This window comes from Streptomyces sp. NPDC058008 (genome assembly GCF_042886395.1).
Classification (GTDB): Bacteria; Actinomycetota; Actinomycetes; order Streptomycetales; family Streptomycetaceae; genus Streptomyces.
In genome coordinates this window covers 1-16,999 of the sequence record NZ_JBHVQX010000004.1, presented here as the reverse complement: position 1 = coordinate 16,999, position 16,999 = coordinate 1, and the positions used below count along the sequence as shown (strand labels likewise).

Annotated in this window: 8 protein-coding genes, 1 tRNA gene and 2 rRNA genes; 1 reads left to right on the top strand and 10 read right to left on the bottom strand. The window is 69.7% G+C overall.

Annotation, left to right across the window (positions count from 1 at the left end; genetic code table 11):
• Positions 1–36: 36 nt before the first annotated feature.
• From ACFVS9_RS05060 to ACFVS9_RS05030, 7 genes are all read right to left on the bottom strand, one after another.
• On the bottom strand, positions 37–549 hold the full coding sequence (locus tag ACFVS9_RS05060; protein ID WP_383117226.1) for a CinA family protein: 513 nt from the start codon (positions 547–549) through the stop codon (positions 37–39).
• Positions 546–1,370: a CDP-diacylglycerol--glycerol-3-phosphate 3-phosphatidyltransferase gene (gene pgsA / locus ACFVS9_RS05055; RefSeq protein ID WP_383117227.1), complete on the bottom strand. Its 825-nt coding sequence runs from the start codon at positions 1,368–1,370 to the stop codon at positions 546–548. Before pgsA ends, ACFVS9_RS05060 begins: the two co-directional genes overlap by 4 nt.
• A complete protein-coding gene (rimO, locus tag ACFVS9_RS05050) occupies positions 1,367–2,845 on the bottom strand; it encodes a 30S ribosomal protein S12 methylthiotransferase RimO (RefSeq protein ID WP_389930105.1) in 1,479 nt (492 codons plus the stop codon). The genes pgsA and rimO overlap by 4 nt, the downstream gene beginning before the upstream one ends.
• A 168-nt stretch (positions 2,846–3,013) precedes the next feature.
• Complete coding sequence (locus ACFVS9_RS05045) at positions 3,014–3,814, bottom strand: helix-turn-helix domain-containing protein (protein WP_383117229.1); 801 nt, start codon at positions 3,812–3,814, stop codon at positions 3,014–3,016.
• Positions 3,815–4,027: 213 nt separating this feature from the next.
• Entirely contained in the window at positions 4,028–6,775 is a 2,748-nt protein-coding gene (locus ACFVS9_RS05040) for a DNA translocase FtsK (RefSeq protein WP_389930102.1), read from the bottom strand.
• Positions 6,776–6,884: 109 nt separating this feature from the next.
• Positions 6,885–7,565, bottom strand: coding sequence for a two-component system response regulator (locus ACFVS9_RS05035; RefSeq protein WP_383117231.1), 681 nt, complete (start codon positions 7,563–7,565; stop codon positions 6,885–6,887).
• A 244-nt stretch (positions 7,566–7,809) separates the two neighbouring features.
• Complete coding sequence (locus ACFVS9_RS05030; RefSeq protein ID WP_383117232.1) at positions 7,810–13,242, bottom strand: HAMP domain-containing protein; 5,433 nt, start codon at positions 13,240–13,242, stop codon at positions 7,810–7,812.
• A gap of 413 nt (positions 13,243–13,655) precedes the next feature.
• On the opposite strand from ACFVS9_RS05030, the gene ACFVS9_RS05025 reads away from it, so the two are divergent.
• Positions 13,656–16,271 carry a SpoIIE family protein phosphatase gene (locus ACFVS9_RS05025; RefSeq protein WP_383117233.1) on the top strand — a complete coding sequence of 872 codons (2,616 nt, stop codon included), beginning with the start codon at positions 13,656–13,658 and terminating at the stop codon, positions 16,269–16,271.
• 117 nt (positions 16,272–16,388) lie between these two features.
• Here the strand turns inward: ACFVS9_RS05025 and ACFVS9_RS05020 are convergent.
• The 3 genes from ACFVS9_RS05020 to ACFVS9_RS05010 form a co-directional block, all read right to left on the bottom strand.
• A tRNA-Thr gene (locus ACFVS9_RS05020) sits at positions 16,389–16,461 on the bottom strand.
• Positions 16,462–16,730: 269 nt separating this feature from the next.
• A 5S ribosomal RNA gene (rrf, locus tag ACFVS9_RS05015) occupies positions 16,731–16,847 on the bottom strand.
• Positions 16,848–16,926: 79 nt separating this feature from the next.
• Positions 16,927–16,999: ribosomal RNA gene (locus ACFVS9_RS05010) — 23S ribosomal RNA — on the bottom strand; the annotation flags it as partial.

The following is a 16,999-nucleotide window of genomic DNA, read 5'->3' as shown; positions in this document are numbered from 1 at the left end:
GGGGAGCGATGTCGTGTTCACTCAGGGCTGCAAACATCAATTCCCCCCGATCTGTTCCGTATCCTGTGCCCTCGCATTTTCGCCGAGTTCGCCGGAGAGCAGCTCGAGCAGGCTCCGCACACTCTCCTTACGGATGTCCGCCCGCCCGCCGTTCAACCTCAGCCCGGCGACTTTCTGTATGCCGTGCGGCCCGGAAACGGCTATGAAAACGGTGCCGACGGCCTTGCCGTCCTGCGGTTCGGGCCCCGCGACCCCGGTGGTCGACACACCCCAGTCCGTGTCGAGGACCCGGCGCGCGCCGACGGCCATGGCCTGGGCGACCGCGGGGTCCACCGCTCCGCGCTCGGCCAGCAGTGCACCGTCGACGCCCAGCACATCGCGCTTCAGGGGCGTCGCGTACGCCGTGACGGACCCGCGGAAGGACCGCGAGGCTCCGGGTACCGAGGTGAGCTCGGCGGCCACCAGACCACCGGTGAGGGACTCGGCGACCCCGAGCGTCTCACCGCGCTCCTGGAGCCGCCGGAGCACCTGGGCCGCCGCGGACGTCACCGCTCCGCCTCCGCGGCGCCACGGCCGCCCGCCACGCGCTCCCCGACCGGCTCGGCCTCGGTCACGGGCTCCGGCTCGTCCCCGGCGGCACCGCTCACCACGTCGGCGGCCGGGCGTCCCCCGGCGACCTCTCCCGTGTCCGCAGCGAGCGCGACCGCCTCCAGCGCCGCCGCCCGCTCGGCCGCGAGCCCCCGGCGCCGCAGCACGACCGCCTGGCGTACGTAGTCCAGACCGGTGACCACCGTCAGCACGACGGCGACCATCATGACCCAGAAGCGCAGCGTGGCCAGGGGGCCCGTCAGCGCCAGCACGTACATGCCCACCGCGATCCCCTGGGCGAGGGTCTTCACCTTCCCGCCGCGGCTGGCCGGGATCACCGAGTGCCGGATCACCCAGAAGCGCATGAGGGTGATGCCGAGCTCGCGGAAGAGGATCACACCGGTGATCCACCAGGGCAGGTCCCCGAGCGCGGACAGACAGATCAGGGCCGCGCCCATGATCGCCTTGTCCGCTATCGGGTCGGCGATCTTCCCGAAGTCCGTGACCAGGTTGTAGGTGCGTGCCAGGTGGCCGTCGAACACGTCGGTGATCATCGCGACGGCGAAGGCCGCCCAGGCGAAGGAGCGCCAGACCGGGTCGTAGCCCCCGTCGTGCAGCAGCAGCATGACGAAGCCCGGGACGAGCAGCAGCCGCACCATCGTGAGGATGTTCGCGATGTTCCACAGACCGGCCTGGTTGACGGCCGCCGCGCCCAGCTTGCCGCCGCGGTGCACCGGCGTCGCGCCGGAGCCGCCTGCCGCGGATGCCGGGGCTCCCGTCATCTGGCTGCCTCCGCAAGCTCGTGGTGTTCGGCCACGAGGTCCACTCCCTCGGTGCCCACTGCCTTCGCTTCGACCATACGGCCCGGCACGAGTCCCTCGCGTGCGGTGAACACGACCTGGCCGTCCGTTTCCGGCGCCTGGTGGGCCGCCCGGCCCACCGCCACGGGCCCGTCCTCCTCGGATTCGACGGACTCGACGAGGACCTGGAGGGTCTCGCCGACCCGCTCCTCGGCGCGCTGGGAGGTCAGTTCCTCGGCAAGCTGCGAGATGTGCGCGAGGCGCTCCGCGATGACGTCGGCGTCCAGCTTGTTCCCGTAGCCGACCGCCTCGGTGCCCTCCTCGTCGGAGTAGCCGAAGACCCCGATGGCGTCCAGGCGCGCGCCGGTGAGGAAGCGTTCCAGCTCCGCCAGGTCGGCCTCGGTCTCACCGGGGAAGCCCACGATGAAGTTCGACCGGGCACCCGCCTGCGGCGCCTTGCTCCGGATGGTGTCCAGGAGTTCCAGGAACCGGTCGGTGTCGCCGAACCGGCGCATCGCCCGGAGCACACCCGGGGCGGAGTGCTGGAAGGAGAGGTCGAAGTACGGGGCGACCTTGGGCGTCGAGGTGAGTACGTCGATCAGTCCCGGCCGCATCTCGGCCGGCTGGAGGTAGCTGACACGGATCCGCTCGATCCCGTCGACGTCGGCGAGCTCGGGCAGCAGGGTCTCCAGGAGCCTGATGTCGCCGAGGTCCTTGCCGTACGAGGTGTTGTTCTCGGAGACCAGCATGACCTCCTTGACGCCCTGCTCGGCGAGCCAGCGCGTCTCGCCCAAGACGTCCGAGGGGCGCCGGGAGACGAAGGAGCCGCGGAAGGAGGGGATGGCGCAGAAGGTGCAGCGGCGGTCGCAGCCGGAGGCCAGCTTCACCGAGGCGACGGGGCTGGTCCCCAGCCTGCGGCGCAGCGGTGCCCGGGGTCCGGAGACCGGGGCGATCCCTTCCGGCAGGTCCGCGGGGGCCGGCGCGATCTCCTGGGCGTGCCCCGGCAGCGCGACGGTCGCGTCCTGCCGCTCGGCCGGGCTGATCGGCAGCAGCTTGCGCCGGTCCCGAGGGGTGTGGGAGGCGTGGATGCCTCCGTTGAGGATGGTCTGGAGGCGGTCGGAGATGTCGGCGTAGTCGTCGAAGCCGAGGACTCCGTCGGCTTCGGGCAGCGCCTCGGCGAGGTCCTTGCCGTAGCGCTCGGCCATGCAGCCGACGGCCACGACGGCCTGGGTTCTGCCGTGATCCTTCAGATCGTTGGCTTCGAGGAGGGCGTCGACGGAGTCCTTCTTGGCGGCCTCGACGAACCCGCAGGTGTTGACGACGGCGACATCCGCGTCCGTGGCGTTCTCGACGAGGTCCCAGCCGTCCGCTGCCAAGCGGCCTGCGAGCTCCTCCGAGTCCACCTCGTTACGGGCGCAGCCAAGAGTGACAAGGGCGACGGTACGGCGTTCGGGCATGGGCTCAAGACTACTTTGTCCCGGCGCTGGCCCTGCCGTGCAGGGTTCACCGCTACGCGGAGTGACGGAAAAGCCGGTGAACGGAGGGGTCCGGAAACGGCGAGGACGGTGAGTGCCCGCCGGTCCGGCGGGCACTCACCGTCAGGAGAGCGGGTGGAGCGGAAGGGGTCAGCCGACCTCGGGGTCACCCTTGGTGTACGAGAGCCGCTCGACCTGGCCGGCTTCGAACTGGTCGTCGACCTTCTTGCCGTTCACGAAGAGGTCGATCGCCCCGGCGTCGCCGAGGACGAGGTCGACCCGCTCCTTGTCCTGGAAGGTCTTGGAGTCGCCCTGCGCCAGCAGGCCGTCGAAGAGCAGCCGGCCGTTGTGGTCCTTGGCGGAGATCCAGCTCTTGCCCTCCGTGGCACTGAGCCGGACGGTCACCTTGTCCCGCGGAGCCGCGGCAATGACGCTTTCGGAGGGGGCGGGCTTGGGATCGGCGGGCTTGGTCGTGGCCGGCTCGGACGTGGTCCTGTCGGGTGTCGAGCCCTCGGCGACCTGCGCCGATCCCGATCCGTCGTCCTCGCCGCTGAAGAGCGTGAAGCCGACGAATCCGACCACCGCGACGATCGCGGCGACCATGGCGGCGGTCCAGTTGGGCCGACGGGGTTCGGAGCGGATGCGCTCCGCCTCGAACAGCGGTGCCGCGGGGGTGGGGGCGGGGCGGCCGCCGTGCTCGGCGTCGAACTCCGCGATCAGCGGATCGGGGTCGAGCCGGACGGCGCGGGCGAGCATGCGGATATGGCCGCGGGCGTACACGTCACCGCCGCAGCGGGAGAAGTCGTCCTCCTCGATCGCGTGCACGATGGGGATGCGCACCCGGGTGGAGCTGCTGACTTCCTCGACCGTCAGACCCGCGGCGATGCGGGCCTGCTGAAGCGCGCGACCGATCGAAGGCCGGTCGTCTTCGGGGGAGTTGCCGATGGACACGGGGGCGCCTTTCGAGCGTGAGCCACCTGCTGGATGTTCAGTCTAGGGGTGGTACGAAAGGGTGGGGCAACCGGGAACGACGACTTTGTACGCCATCGGGTTCGCCGGACAGCCCCTCGGGCAGGACACAGGACGGAGCGCAGGACGGTTCATCACACTGCTCCTCCTTTCAACTTGACGTACGGCCGGGCGAAACGGTTGCCCGCAAAACTCCTACGATGCGGTTTCCCCACGGATGACCGCCAACACGTCGTCGAGTTCGTCCGGCTTCACCATGACATCACGCGCCTTGGAACCCTCGCTGGGACCCACGATGTTGCGCGACTCCATCAGGTCCATCAGCCGACCGGCCTTCGCGAAGCCGACCCGCAGCTTGCGCTGGAGCATCGACGTCGAGCCGAACTGGGTCGACACGACCAGTTCGGCCGCCTGGCAGAGCAGGTCGAGGTCGTCGCCGATGTCCTCGTCGATCTCCTTCTTCTGCTTGGTGCCTGTCGTCACGTCGTCGCGGAAGACCGGCGCCATCTGATCCTTGCAGTGCTGGACGACGGCCGCGACCTCGCTCTCGGTGACGAAGGCCCCCTGCATACGGGTCGGCTTGTTGGCCCCCATCGGCAGGAACAGACCGTCACCCTTTCCGATGAGCTTTTCGGCGCCGGGCTGGTCGAGGATGACCCGGCTGTCCGCGAGCGACGAGGTGGCGAAGGCGAGCCGCGACGGCACGTTGGCCTTGATCAGACCGGTGACGACGTCGACCGAGGGGCGCTGGGTGGCGAGCACCAGGTGGATGCCGGCGGCGCGCGCCAGCTGGGTGATGCGGACGATGGAGTCCTCGACGTCGCGCGGTGCCACCATCATGAGGTCGGCCAGCTCGTCCACGATGACCAGCAGGTACGGGTAGGGCGAGAGCTCCCTCTCGCTCCCCTCCGGGGCTTTGGCCTTGCCCGTGCGCACGGCGTGGTTGAAGTCGTCGATGTGCCGGAAGCCGAAGGCCGCGAGGTCGTCGTAGCGCAGGTCCATCTCCCGCACGACCCACTGGAGCGCCTCGGCGGCCTTCTTCGGGTTGGTGATGATGGGCGTGATGAGGTGCGGGATGCCCTCGTAGGCGGTGAGCTCGACCCTCTTCGGGTCGACGAGCACCATCCGTACGTCCTCCGGCGTCGCCCGCACCATGACCGAGGTGATCAGGCAGTTGATGCAGGAGGACTTGCCGGACCCGGTCGCGCCGGCGACCAGGACGTGCGGCATGTTCGCCAGGTTGGCCATCTCGTAGCCGCCCTCGACGTTCTTGCCGAGCGCGACCAGCATGGGGTGGTCGTCCTCCGCCGCGTCCGCCAGGCGCAGGACGTCGCCGAGATTGACCATCTCCCGGTCGGAGTTGGGGATCTCGATGCCGACCGCGGACTTGCCGGGGATCGGGGAGATGATCCGGACGTCGGGGCTGGCGACCGCGTAGGCGATGTTCTTGGTGAGGGCGGTGATCCGCTCGACCTTGACGGCCGGGCCGAGTTCCACCTCGTACCGGGTGACCGTCGGGCCCCGGGTGAAGCCGGTGACGGCCGCGTCGACCTTGAACTCCGTGAAAACGTTGGTGAGCGAGGCGACGACGGCGTCGTTGGCGGCGCTGCGCGTCTTGCCTGGGCCGCCGCGCTCCAGCAGGTCCAGGGAGGGGAGCGAGTAGGTGATGTCGCCGGAGAGCTGGAGCTGCTCGGCACGGGCGGGCAGCTGCTCGGACCGCTCGGGCGCGGGCTTCGTCAGGTCGGGGACGCCGCCGGAGGGTGAGGTGGTGCCCTTCTCCGCTCCCCCTCGGCCGGCCGCCGCCTTCCCCGCCGACCGCGCGCCCGGTACCGGGGTCCCGGTGCGCTCGCGGTCCGCGGAGACGCCCTGGGTCAGATCGGCGACCACCGGCGAGGGGGGCATCCCGTTGAGCACCGCGCCGTCGAGTGCGGCAGCGGCGGCGGCCGCGACGTCCACGGCGTCCATGGAACGGTTCATCGCCGGCTGCGCGGAGGGCCTGCGGGGCCTGCGGCGCTTGGCCGGCGCCTCGCCCTCGGCCTGCTCGGGGCCGAAGGTGCCGCCCGTCTCCGAGCGGCGCGCCGGGGACCGCCGCGAGCGCTCGGGCAGCGCTTCGCGCCACTGCTCCTCGTACCGCTCGTCGTCGCTCCCGTCCTGGTCACCCGGTACGTACACCGGGTCGACGATGCCGAGCCTGACACCGAGCTGCCGCAGTCTGCGGGGGATGGCGTTGACCGGGGTCGCCGTGACGACCAGGAGTCCGAACACCGTCAGCAGCAGGAGCAGCGGGACGGCGAGGACCTCGCCCATCATGAAGATCAGGGGCTGGGACGCGGCCCAGCCGATCAGCCCTCCCGCGTCGTGCATGGCTGCTGCGCCGTCCTCGCGGCCCGGCGCTCCGCAGGCGATGTGGACCTGGCCGAGCACGCCGATGACGAGGGCGGAGAGTCCGATGACGATGCGGCCGTTGGCTTCGGGCTTCTCCGGATAGAGGATCAGCCGCACGGCGACGGCGCCCAGCAGTATCGGCACGAGCAGATCGAGCCGGCCGAACGCCCCGGTCACGAGCATCTCGACGAGATCGCCGACGGGGCCCTTCAGATGGGACCAGGTACCGGCCGCCACGACCAGCGCGAGGCCGAGGAGCAGGAGGGCGAGCCCGTCCTTGCGGTGTGCCGGGTCAAGTCCCTTCGCACCGCGCCCTATGGAGCGGAACACCGCCCCGACGCCGTGTGCCGTGCCCAGCCACAGGGCGCGGACGAGCCGGTACACGCCGCCCGTGGGCGACGGCGCGGGTTTCTTCGCCGCGGCCTTCTTCGCGGGCGGCTTCCTGGCCGCCGCCTTCTTGGCGGGCGCCGCTTTCTTCGCCGGTCCCTGCGTACGGCCGGCACCCTTCGCGGTGCCCGCCGTGCCCAGGGAACCCTTGCCGGACGTACGTGAGGCCATGTGACTGAGGTTACCGGTGTCGACGCCGGTGGACACGTGTGCCCACGGCTTCACCCTTCCGTGTCGCCCCTGCGCGGGCGCCGAACTGACGCACCCTCAGCTGCCGGGGTCAGCTCTGCGAGGGCAGCGTGGCCGCGGAACCGCCCGTGCCCGGCTCCAGTGCGTCGAGCGCACGGCGCAGCCCGGTGAGCTTGCGCTCGAGATGGGCCGCGGTGGCCACGGCAGCCGCGTCGGCCGACTCGTCGTCCAACTGCTTGGAGAGCGCCTCGGCCTGCTCCTCCACTGCGGCCAGCCGGGCCGAGAGCTCGGCCAGCAGACCCGCCGGCTCCCTCTCGTCCGGGCCCTGCGGGGCACCGCCCTCCAGCTGGAGCCTCAGCAGCGCCGCCTGTTCGCGCAACTGGCAGTTCTTCATGTACAGCTCGACGAAGACCGAGACCTTGGCGCGCAGCACCCAGGGGTCGAACGGCTTCGAGATGTAGTCCACCGCGCCCGCCGCATAACCCCGGAAGGTGTGATGCGGGCCGTGGTTGATCGCGGTCAGGAAGATGATCGGGATGTCCCGGGTCCGCTCCCGCCGCTTGATGTGCGCGGCCGTCTCGAACCCGTCCATGCCGGGCATCTGTACATCCAGCAGAATGACCGCGAAATCGTCCGTGAGCAGCGCCTTGAGCGCTTCCTCCCCTGACGATGCCCGTACCAGCGTCTGATCGAGCGCAGAGAGGATGGCCTCCAGCGCCAGCAGATTCTCCGGCCGGTCATCGACCAGGAGGATCTTGGCCTTCTGCACCATGGCCCGTCCTCCTCGCCCCGGAATCGCACCGGGTGCCGCCCCAGGGGACGACTCCCTTACGCCGTCCGTCCTTGTGCCGGTCATGGTAGCTGCACCCCGCCCGTCACCACACCCTGTCACCGCGATGTCACTGTGCACGTAACGAAAACGCGGTCGAAGACCAGAAGGTTCCCCGGAATCCGCCCACTCACACCCGTCCGGGCGGAGCCGGCCGGCGGATTCCGGTGAACCGCGCCCTCCCGGGTCACTCCCCGCGCATCCACTTCTCCATCACCGACAGCAGGTGGTCGGAGTCCACCGGCTTCGTCACGTAGTCGGAGGCCCCGCAGTCGATCGCCTTCTCGCGGTCGCCCTTCATGGCCTTCGCGGTCAGCGCCACGATCGGCAGCCCCGCGAACTGAGGCATCCGGCGGATCGCCGTCGTCGTCGCGTAGCCGTCCATCTCGGGCATCATGATGTCCATCAGAACGATCGTCACATCATCGTGCTGCTCCAGGACTTCGATGCCCTCCCGCCCGTTCTCCGCGTACAGCACCGACAGTCCGTGCTGCTCCAGCACGCTGGTGAGGGCGAAGACGTTGCGGATGTCGTCGTCGACGATCAGCACCTTCTCGCCGTGGAAGCGGAACGTCCGGCGCGGCTCAGGCTGTTCCTGGGCGCTCTGCACCCACTCCTCGGGCGTCGCGCCCTGCTCCCCGGAACCGCCGTTCGCCAGGGCGGGGCGCTGCGCCCCTCCGCCCAGGGCCTTGCGGCGGCGCCGGAAGACCCCGGCGGAGTTGGCGGGGTCCCCGAGGGGCTGTTCGCCCCCGGAGCCCGGCGACGCCTCCAGGCGCGGGGCGCCCTCGGCGGAACCCGCGTGGATCTCGATGGGGCCGGGCCCCGTCTGCGGATAGCCCTGCGGCGGCAGCTCGCTCGGGTGCAGGGGCAGGTACAGCGTGAACGTCGAGCCGCGTCCCGGCTCGCTCGCCGCGTGGATCTCACCGCCCAGCAGCCGGGCGATCTCCCGGCTGATGGAGAGCCCCAGCCCCGTTCCCCCGTACTTGCGGCTCGTCGTGCCGTCCGCCTGCTTGAACGCCTCGAAGATCACCAGCATCTTGCTCGACGCGATGCCGATCCCGGTGTCGGTGACGGAGAACGCGATCAGGTCCCCGTCGGCGTCCCGCAGTGAGCCGGCCTCCAGCAGGTGCTCCCTGATGGCGTTCGGCACATCGGCGCCGGCCGGCCGGATGACCAGCTCCACGGCCCCGCTGTCGGTGAACTTGACCGCGTTGGACAGGAGGTTGCGCAGGACCTGGAGCAGTCGCTGCTCGTCCGTGTGCAGCGTGGCGGGAAGCTCCGGGGAGACCCGTACGGAGAAGTCGAGCCCCTTCTCCGCGGTGAGCGGCCGGAACGTCGCCTCCACGTAGTCGACCAGCTGGACCAGCGCGATCCGGGTCGGGCTGACGTCCATCTTGCCCGCCTCGACCTTCGACAGGTCGAGGATGTCGTTGATCAGCTGGAGCAGGTCGGAACCCGCCCCGTGGATCGTCTCGGCGAACTCCACCTGCTTGGGCGAGAGGTTGCCCTCGGCGTTGTCGGCGAGGAGCTTGGCGAGGATGAGCAGCGAGTTGAGCGGGGTACGCAGCTCGTGCGACATGTTCGCCAGGAACTCGGACTTGTAGCGCATCGAGACGGCGAGCTGCTCGGCCCGCTCCTCCAGCACCTGCCGCGCCTCCTCGATCTCGGTGTTCTTCACCTCGATGTCGCGGTTCTGCTGAGCCAGCAGCTCGGCCTTCTCCTCCAGTTCGGCATTGGAGGCCTGGAGCGCCTTCTGCCGGTTCTCGAGCTCCTGCGAACGGTCGCGGAGCTGTTCGGTGAGCTCCTGGGACTGTTCGAGGAGCTTCTCGGTCTTCGTGTTGACGCTGATGGTGTTGACGCTCGTCGCGATCATCTCGGCGAGCTGGTTGAGGAAGTCCCGCTGGATGTGCGTGAACGGCTGGAACGACGCGAGCTCGATGACGCCGAGCACCTGGCCCTCGAAGAGCACCGGGAGCACGATCACGTGCGCGGGCGGTGCCTCGCCGAGTCCGGAGGAGATCTTCAGGTACCCGGGCGGCACGTTGTCCACCTGGATCGTCCGCTTCTCCTCGGCCGCCGTCCCGATGAGCGTCTCACCGGGCCGGAACGAGGTCGGCATGGAGCCCGCCGAGTAGCCGTAACTGCCGCGCATGCGGAGCTCGTACGAGTTCTCCCGGCCGCCGTCGGATCCGACCTCGTCGCCCTCGCCGGTGGTCATGGCGAGGAAGAACGCGCCGTGCTGGGCGGACACCACGGGCGTCAGCTCGCTCATGATGAGCGAGGCGACGTCGTCCAGGTCGCGGCGGCCCTGCATCAGGCCGGAGATCCGGGCGAGGTTGCCCTTCAGCCAGTCCTGCTCCTTGTTGGCCAGTGTGGTGTCGCGCAGGTTGGCGATCATCGTGTTGATGTTGTCCTGCAGCTCCTGGATCTCACCGGCCGCGTCGACGTCGATCTTGAGGTTCAGATCGCCGCGGGTCACCGCGGTGGCGACGGCCGCGATGGCCCGCACCTGGCGGGTCAGGTTCCCGGCCATCTCGTTCACCGACTCGGTGAGGTCGCGCCACGTGCCGTCGACGTCCCGGACCCGGGCCTGCCCGCCCAGCTGCCCCTCGGTGCCCACCTCACGGGCGACCCGCGTCACCTGCTCCGCGAAGGAGGAGAGCTGGTCCACCATCGTGTTGATGGTGTTCTTCAGCTCCTGGATCTCACCCCGGGCGTCGATGTCGATCTTCTTGGTGAGATCACCCTTGGCGATCGCCGTCGTGACCGTGGCGATCTGACGCACCTGCCCGGTCAGGTTGGACGCCATCGAGTTCACCGACTCGGTGAGGTCCTTCCAGGTACCCGAGACACCCGGCACGCGCGCCTGGCCGCCGAGCTCGCCCTCGGTGCCCACCTCACGCGCCACCCGGGTCACCTCGTCGGCGAACGAGGACAGGGTCGTCACCATCGTGTTGACGGTGTCGGCGAGTTCGGCGACCTCGCCGCGCGCCTCGACCGTCACCTTCTTCGTCAGGTCCCCGTTGGCGACCGCGGACGAGACCCTGGAGATGTTGCGCACCTGACTGGTCAGGTTGTTGGCCATCAGGTTGACGTTGTCACTGAGGTCCTTCCAGATGCCCGTCGCACCCCGTACCCGGGCCTGGCCGCCCAGGATGCCCTCGGTACCCACCTCACGGGCGACCCTCGTCACCTCGTCGGCGAAGTTGAGCAGCTGGTCGACCATCGTGTTGACCGTCGTCACCAGTTCGAGGATCTCGCCCTTGGCGTCGACGGTGATCTTCTTCGAGAGATCGCCCTTGGCGACCGCCGTGGTCACCTCGGCGATGTTGCGCACCTGGAGGGTCAGGTTGTTCGCCATGCCGTTGACGGACTGGGTGAGGTCCTTCCAGGTGCCGGAGACGCCCTGCACCTCCGCCTGCCCGCCGAGGATGCCCTCCGTGCCCACCTCGCGGGCCACCCGGGTCACCTGCTCCGCGAAGTTCGAGAGCTGGTCGACCATGGTGTTGAGGGTGTTCTTCAGCTCCAGGATCTCGCCCCGGGCGTCCACGTCGATCTTCTGCGACAGGTCACCCCGCGCCACCGCCGTCGCGACCTGCGCGATGTTGCGGACCTGTGCGGTGAGGTTCCCCGCCATGCCGTTCACCGAGTCGGTCAGGTCACGCCACACGCCCGCCACGCCGGGCACCTGCGCCTGGCCGCCCAGACGCCCGTCCGTGCCCACCTCGCGGGCCACCCGGGTCACCTGGTCGGCGAAGGCGGAGAGCTGGTCGACCATCGTGTTGATCGTGTTCTTCAGCTCCAGGATCTCGCCCCGGGCATCGACGTCGATCTTCTGCGACAGGTCACCCCGCGCCACCGCCGTCGTCACCTGGGCGATCTGACGCACCTGGGAGGTGAGGTTGCCGGCCATGAAGTTGACGGAGTCGGTGAGCTCCTTCCACGTCCCGGAGACACCGTCCACGCGCGCCTGACCTCCCAGGCGGCCCTCGGTGCCCACGTCCCGGGCCATCCGCGTCACCTGGTCGGCGAAGTTGGACAGCTGCGCCACCATCGTGTTGACGGTGTTCTTCAGTTCCAGCATCTCGCCGGCCACGTCGACCGTGACCTTCTGCGACAGGTCACCATTGGCGACGGCCGTGGTCACCTGCGCGATGTCCCGCACCTGGCCGGTGAGGTTGCGGAAGGCGGTGTTCACCGAGTCGGTGAGGTCCTTCCAGGTTCCCGCGGCGCCGGGCACCTCGGCCTGGCCTCCGAGACGTCCCTCGACGCCGACCTCACGGGCGACGCGGGTGACCTCCGAACCGAAGGCCTGGAGCTGGTCCACCATCGTGTTGACGGTGTTCTTGAGCTCCAGCATCTCGCCGGCCACGTCGACGGTGACCTTCTGCGTCATGTCACCGCTGGCCACGGCGGTGGTCACCTGCGCGATGTCCCGTACCTGCGTGGTCAGGTTCCGGAAGACCGTGTTCACCGAGTCGGTGAGGTCCTTCCAGGTTCCAGCCGCGCCGGGCACCTGGGCCTGGCCGCCGAGGAGCCCCTCACCGCCGACCTCGCTGGCGACGCGCGTCACCTCGTCGGCGAAGGTGCGCAGTGTCTCGGTCATCTGGTTGATCGTCTCGGCGAGCTGGGCGACCTCGCCGCGGGCGCTCACCGTGACCTTCTGGGTGAGGTCGCCGTTGGCGACGGCGGTCGTCACCTCGGCGATGCCGCGTACCTGGGACGTGAGGTTCCCGGCCATCGTGTTGACGGAGTCGGTCAGGTCCTTCCAGACCCCGGCCACCCCGGGAACGGTCGCCTGCCCGCCCAGTTCGCCCTCGGTGCCCACCTCACGGGCGACGCGGGTCACCTCGGAGGAGAACGACGACAGCTGGTCCACCATCGTGTTGACGGTGTTCTTCAGCTGGAGCATCTCTCCGGCCACGTGGACGGTGACCTTGCGCGACAGGTCCCCCTTGGCCACGGCCGTCGTCACCAGGGCGATGTCACGCACCTGGGCGGTGAGCCGGTAGGCCATGGTGTTCACGGAGTCCGTGAGGTCCTTCCACGACCCGGACATGCCGCGTACCTGGGCCTGGCCGCCCAGCTTGCCCTCGGTGCCCACCTCGACCGCTACGCGCGTCACCTGCTCGGTGAACGCGGACAGCTGGTCGACCAGGTTGTTGACCGTGCGGGCGACCTTCAGGAACTCCCCGCGCAGCGGACGTACGGTCTCGTCGGCCGCGTGGGTACGCAGCTCCATCCGCTGCTCGAGGTCACCGTCGGCGACCGCTGAGAGCACCCGGCCGACCTCGGACACGGGGCGCGCGAGGTCGTCGACGAGTTCGTTGGAGGCGTCGATCGCGGCCGCCCAGGAGCCCTCACAGGCTCCGGTCTCCAGGCGCTCGGTGAGTTTTCCCTCACGCCCGACCACGCGCCGCACACGGGCGAGCTCGCCCGTCAGATGCAGATTGCGGTCGGCCACCTCGTTGAAGACCGCGGCGATCTCCGTGAGGACGCCGTCACCGGAGACGGTGAGCCGCCTGCGGAAGTTGCCGTCCCTCATCGCCACGAGGGCCGCGAGCAGTCTGTTCAGAGCTGCCGCGTCCACGTCGACGGTGCCATTGCGCTGCTTTTTCACGGACTGCCCGCCTTTTGTGCGCGTTCCTGAACCCCGCGCCGCCACGCCAGACTCCACCGTGTCCCTCCCGCAGGGGTTGACCGTATCGCTCGGGCCGTTTTCGGAAACTTGCCCACTTCCACTTTGGCTCACCGCCACAGCACACCGTCGACGGGTGACTATGCGGTCGTCAAATCGTTGAAACGTACCAGGCCGGAACGGGAGGGCGGGGATGGTCTCCCGGTCGTCCCATTTCCCTCACCGGGGGCCCCGAAGGTGTGCGCCGGGCGCACAACCAGCGGGTGCCCCGCACACCAAGTCCGCCCTCGTGTACCCGGGACACCGGGCGAGCGTCTAGCCTGGCAGGCGAATCGAAGCGGCGATATACGGGCACAGGACTCGGGGAAGCGACGAGACACCATATGGGGAGTGCTGTGATCACCGCGCGCGCGGCTGCCACCTTCGATCCGGTCGGACGCTCGGTCGCGACCGCCCGCGCGTTCGTCCGGGACACCCTTCAGGGGTGGGGTTACACGGATGTCGTCGACGACGCCGTGGTTCTTACCAGTGAACTCGTGACCAACGCGGTCGTGCACGCGGGCACGGCCGCCGACGTGCTCTGTCTGCGCTCCGAGGACGGCGTACGCGTCGAGGTCTCCGACCACTACCCGGAGCGGGAGGTCCCGCTCCAGAGCTCCGGTCTGGATTTCGGCAGCCCGGACCGTGAGGGCGGCAGAGGGCTGCTCCTGTGCGCCGCTCTCGCTTCCCGCTGGGGCGTCGAGTACACGCCGACGCACAAACACGTCTGGTTCCAGCTGGACCTTCCCGAGCGCCCCGTGGGCATCCGCTCGGCGAGCCCGGTCCTGCCCACCGCACTCCTGCCGGTCGCGGAACAGCGCGTGCGGGTGGCTGTCGTCCAGATCGACGGTTCCGGCTCCATCGCCGCGTGGAACGACGACGCCTCGTTCCTCTTCGGCTACGCCGCCGAGAAGGTCGAGGGCAAGCAGCTCACCGACTTCGTCGCGTGGCCGCACACCCCGGGGACCTCCACCGGCATCGCCGACGCCCTGCGGCTCTCCCGCTGGGAGGGGAGCTACGGCATCCGGGGCGCCGACGGCCGCGTCATCCCGGTGTACGCCTCGCACCTCAGGGTCCGTGACGCCGACGGCGAGCCCTCCACCGTCTGCCTGCTCGTCCGTGACGAGGAGCGCGCCGTGCTCCAGACCCCGGTGCGCGCCCCCGTCTCCGACAGTTCGGCCGAAAACCGCAGTACGGACCCGTTCGAGATCTTCATCGGCTCCCCCGCCCCCGACGACCTCGACGGACTGCTCCAGCGCACCGTCGAACGGGCACGCGACATGCTGGACGCCGACGCGGCCTTCCTGCTGCTGGCCACCGACGACGAGACCGAGCTGGAGGTCCGCGCGACCACCGGCCTTCCCTCGGCCCGCCAACGGTTCGCCCGGGTCCCCGTCGAGGCCGGCACGGGCCGCTACGGCTCCGCGCGCATGCCCGCCGTCCACGAGGACCTCACCGTCGTGCCGGGCGCCGTACCGCTGCTCGGCGACACGGGGATGCGCTCGGTCGTCACGGTCCCGCTGAAGGTCGAGGGCCGTCTCACCGGTTCGCTGGGGGTCGCGGCCGAGTCGGCCGGGCGGTACTCCAACGAGGAGGCGCTGCGCCTGCAGTTCGCCGCGGACCGCATCGCGCTGGCCGTCGAGTCCGCCAGGCTCGGCGAGCTGGAACGTCTGCGCCGCGGCTCGCTGTCCTTCCTCGTCGAGGCGTCCGACCTGCTGGCCGGAACCCTGGACCGGGACCAGACCCTGGCGTTGATGGCACAGATGACCGTGCCCACCCTGGCCACCTGGTGCGCCGTCTACACCATCGCGGACCAGTCCTCGGAGCCGTATCTCTCCTACGTCCTGCACGAGGACGAGGAGCGCATCGACGGTCTGAAGGCCCTGCTCTCCTCCATCGACCCGCCGGACCCGGTCCCGGCTCCGGGCGCCCGCCTCTGGCCGGCTCCGACCGAGGCCGGTCACGAGGCCGCCCTGCGGACGTCCAAGCGCACCCTGGGCAGGGACGCGCCGCTGAGCATGGGCACGGCCGCCCGCACCACCCTGGCCACGGCGGCGGCCGTGGGCGGTGAGACCGTCGTCCTGCCGCTGGTGGCGAGGAACCGTGTGATCGGCATGCTGACGCTCGGCAAGCCGTCCGACGAACACTTCCGCCAGGAGATCCTGGAGCTGGCCGAGGACCTGTCCCGACGGGCCGCCCTGGCCCTGGACAACGCCCGCCTGTACTCGGAGCGCATGGCCATCAGCCAGTCGCTCCAGCGCAGCCTGCTGCCGCCCGGCCTCCCCGACGTGCCCAACGTCGAGATCGAGGTCATCTACCGTGCGGCGGGTGAGGGCAACGAGGTCGGTGGCGACTTCTACGACGTCTTCCCCATCCGCGACGGTGCGTACGGCTTCGCCATCGGCGACGTGTGCGGTACGGGCCCGGAGGCTGCGGCCGTCACGGGCCTCGCCCGGCACGCCCTGCGTCTGCTGGCCCGTGAGGGCTTCGGCGGCCCCGCGGTACTGGAACGCCTCAACGCCGCCATCCTGGACGAGGGCGCGCGCAGCCGCTTCCTCACCCTCCTCTACGGGGAGCTGTGGCCGCAGGAGGACGGCAGCGCCCTGCTCAAGGTGGTCTGTGCCGGCCATCCGCTTCCGCTGCGCCTGCGCCAGGACGGGTCCGTGGAGCCGGCGGCGGAACCCCAGCCGCTGCTGGGCGTGATCGAGGACCTGGAGCTGTACGAGCAGGAGGTCACCCTGCATCCGGGCGATGTGCTCCTGTGCGTGACGGACGGGGTCACCGAACGCCGCGAGGGCACGCGCATGCTGGGCGACGACGGCCTCGCCGACGTCCTCTCCATGTGTACGGGCCTGACGGCCGGCGCGGTGGCGGGCCGCATCCTGCGGGCCGTCGAGCGGTTCGCCGCGGAGCCCGCGTCCGACGACATGGCGATCCTGGCCATGCGCGTTCCGGAGCCGCAGAACTTCTGACCGGCCGTGTGTCCCTGTGCGGCGGCGACTCTCCACGGGTTTCCGCCGCACGCGCGCCAGTCACGGATCAGAAACCGGAAAGGCCCCCGCCAGTGGCGGGGGCCTTTCGCTTGTCTGAGCCCCAATGCGGAATCGAACCGCAGACCTTCTCCTTACCATGGAGACGCTCTACCGACTGAGCTATTGGGGCCTGTTGCCCTTCGGCAACGAGATAAAGCATACCCCGAACGGAGGGGTGCTCAGAACCACTGCGACGAACTTCCTCGGCGCCGGTCCGTCGCGGCCTGCTGCCCGTACCGACGGCGGATCGTGGCAGGCCACACGCGCACCCGAGGCCCGGTGCACGGCACCCGCCGGCCCCTCACAGCTCCTCCGGGAACCCGGGCGTCCGGGAACCATGACACCGTGAACGCAGAAAAGCCCCGTGCCACAAGGGCACGGGGCTTTCCCGGAATAATTGTTCGGCGGCGTCCTACTCTCCCACAGGGTCCCCCCTGCAGTACCATCGGCGCTGAAAGGCTTAGCTTCCGGGTTCGGAATGTAACCGGGCGTTTCCCTAACGCAATGACCACCGAAACACTATGAAATTAACCAACACCGGAACACAACACGGCCGTTCGTTATTTCAGAACTAACACAGTGGACGCGAGCAACTGAGGACAAGCCCTCGGCCTATTAGTACCAGTCAGCTCCACCCGTTACCGGGCTTCCACATCTGGCCTATCAAC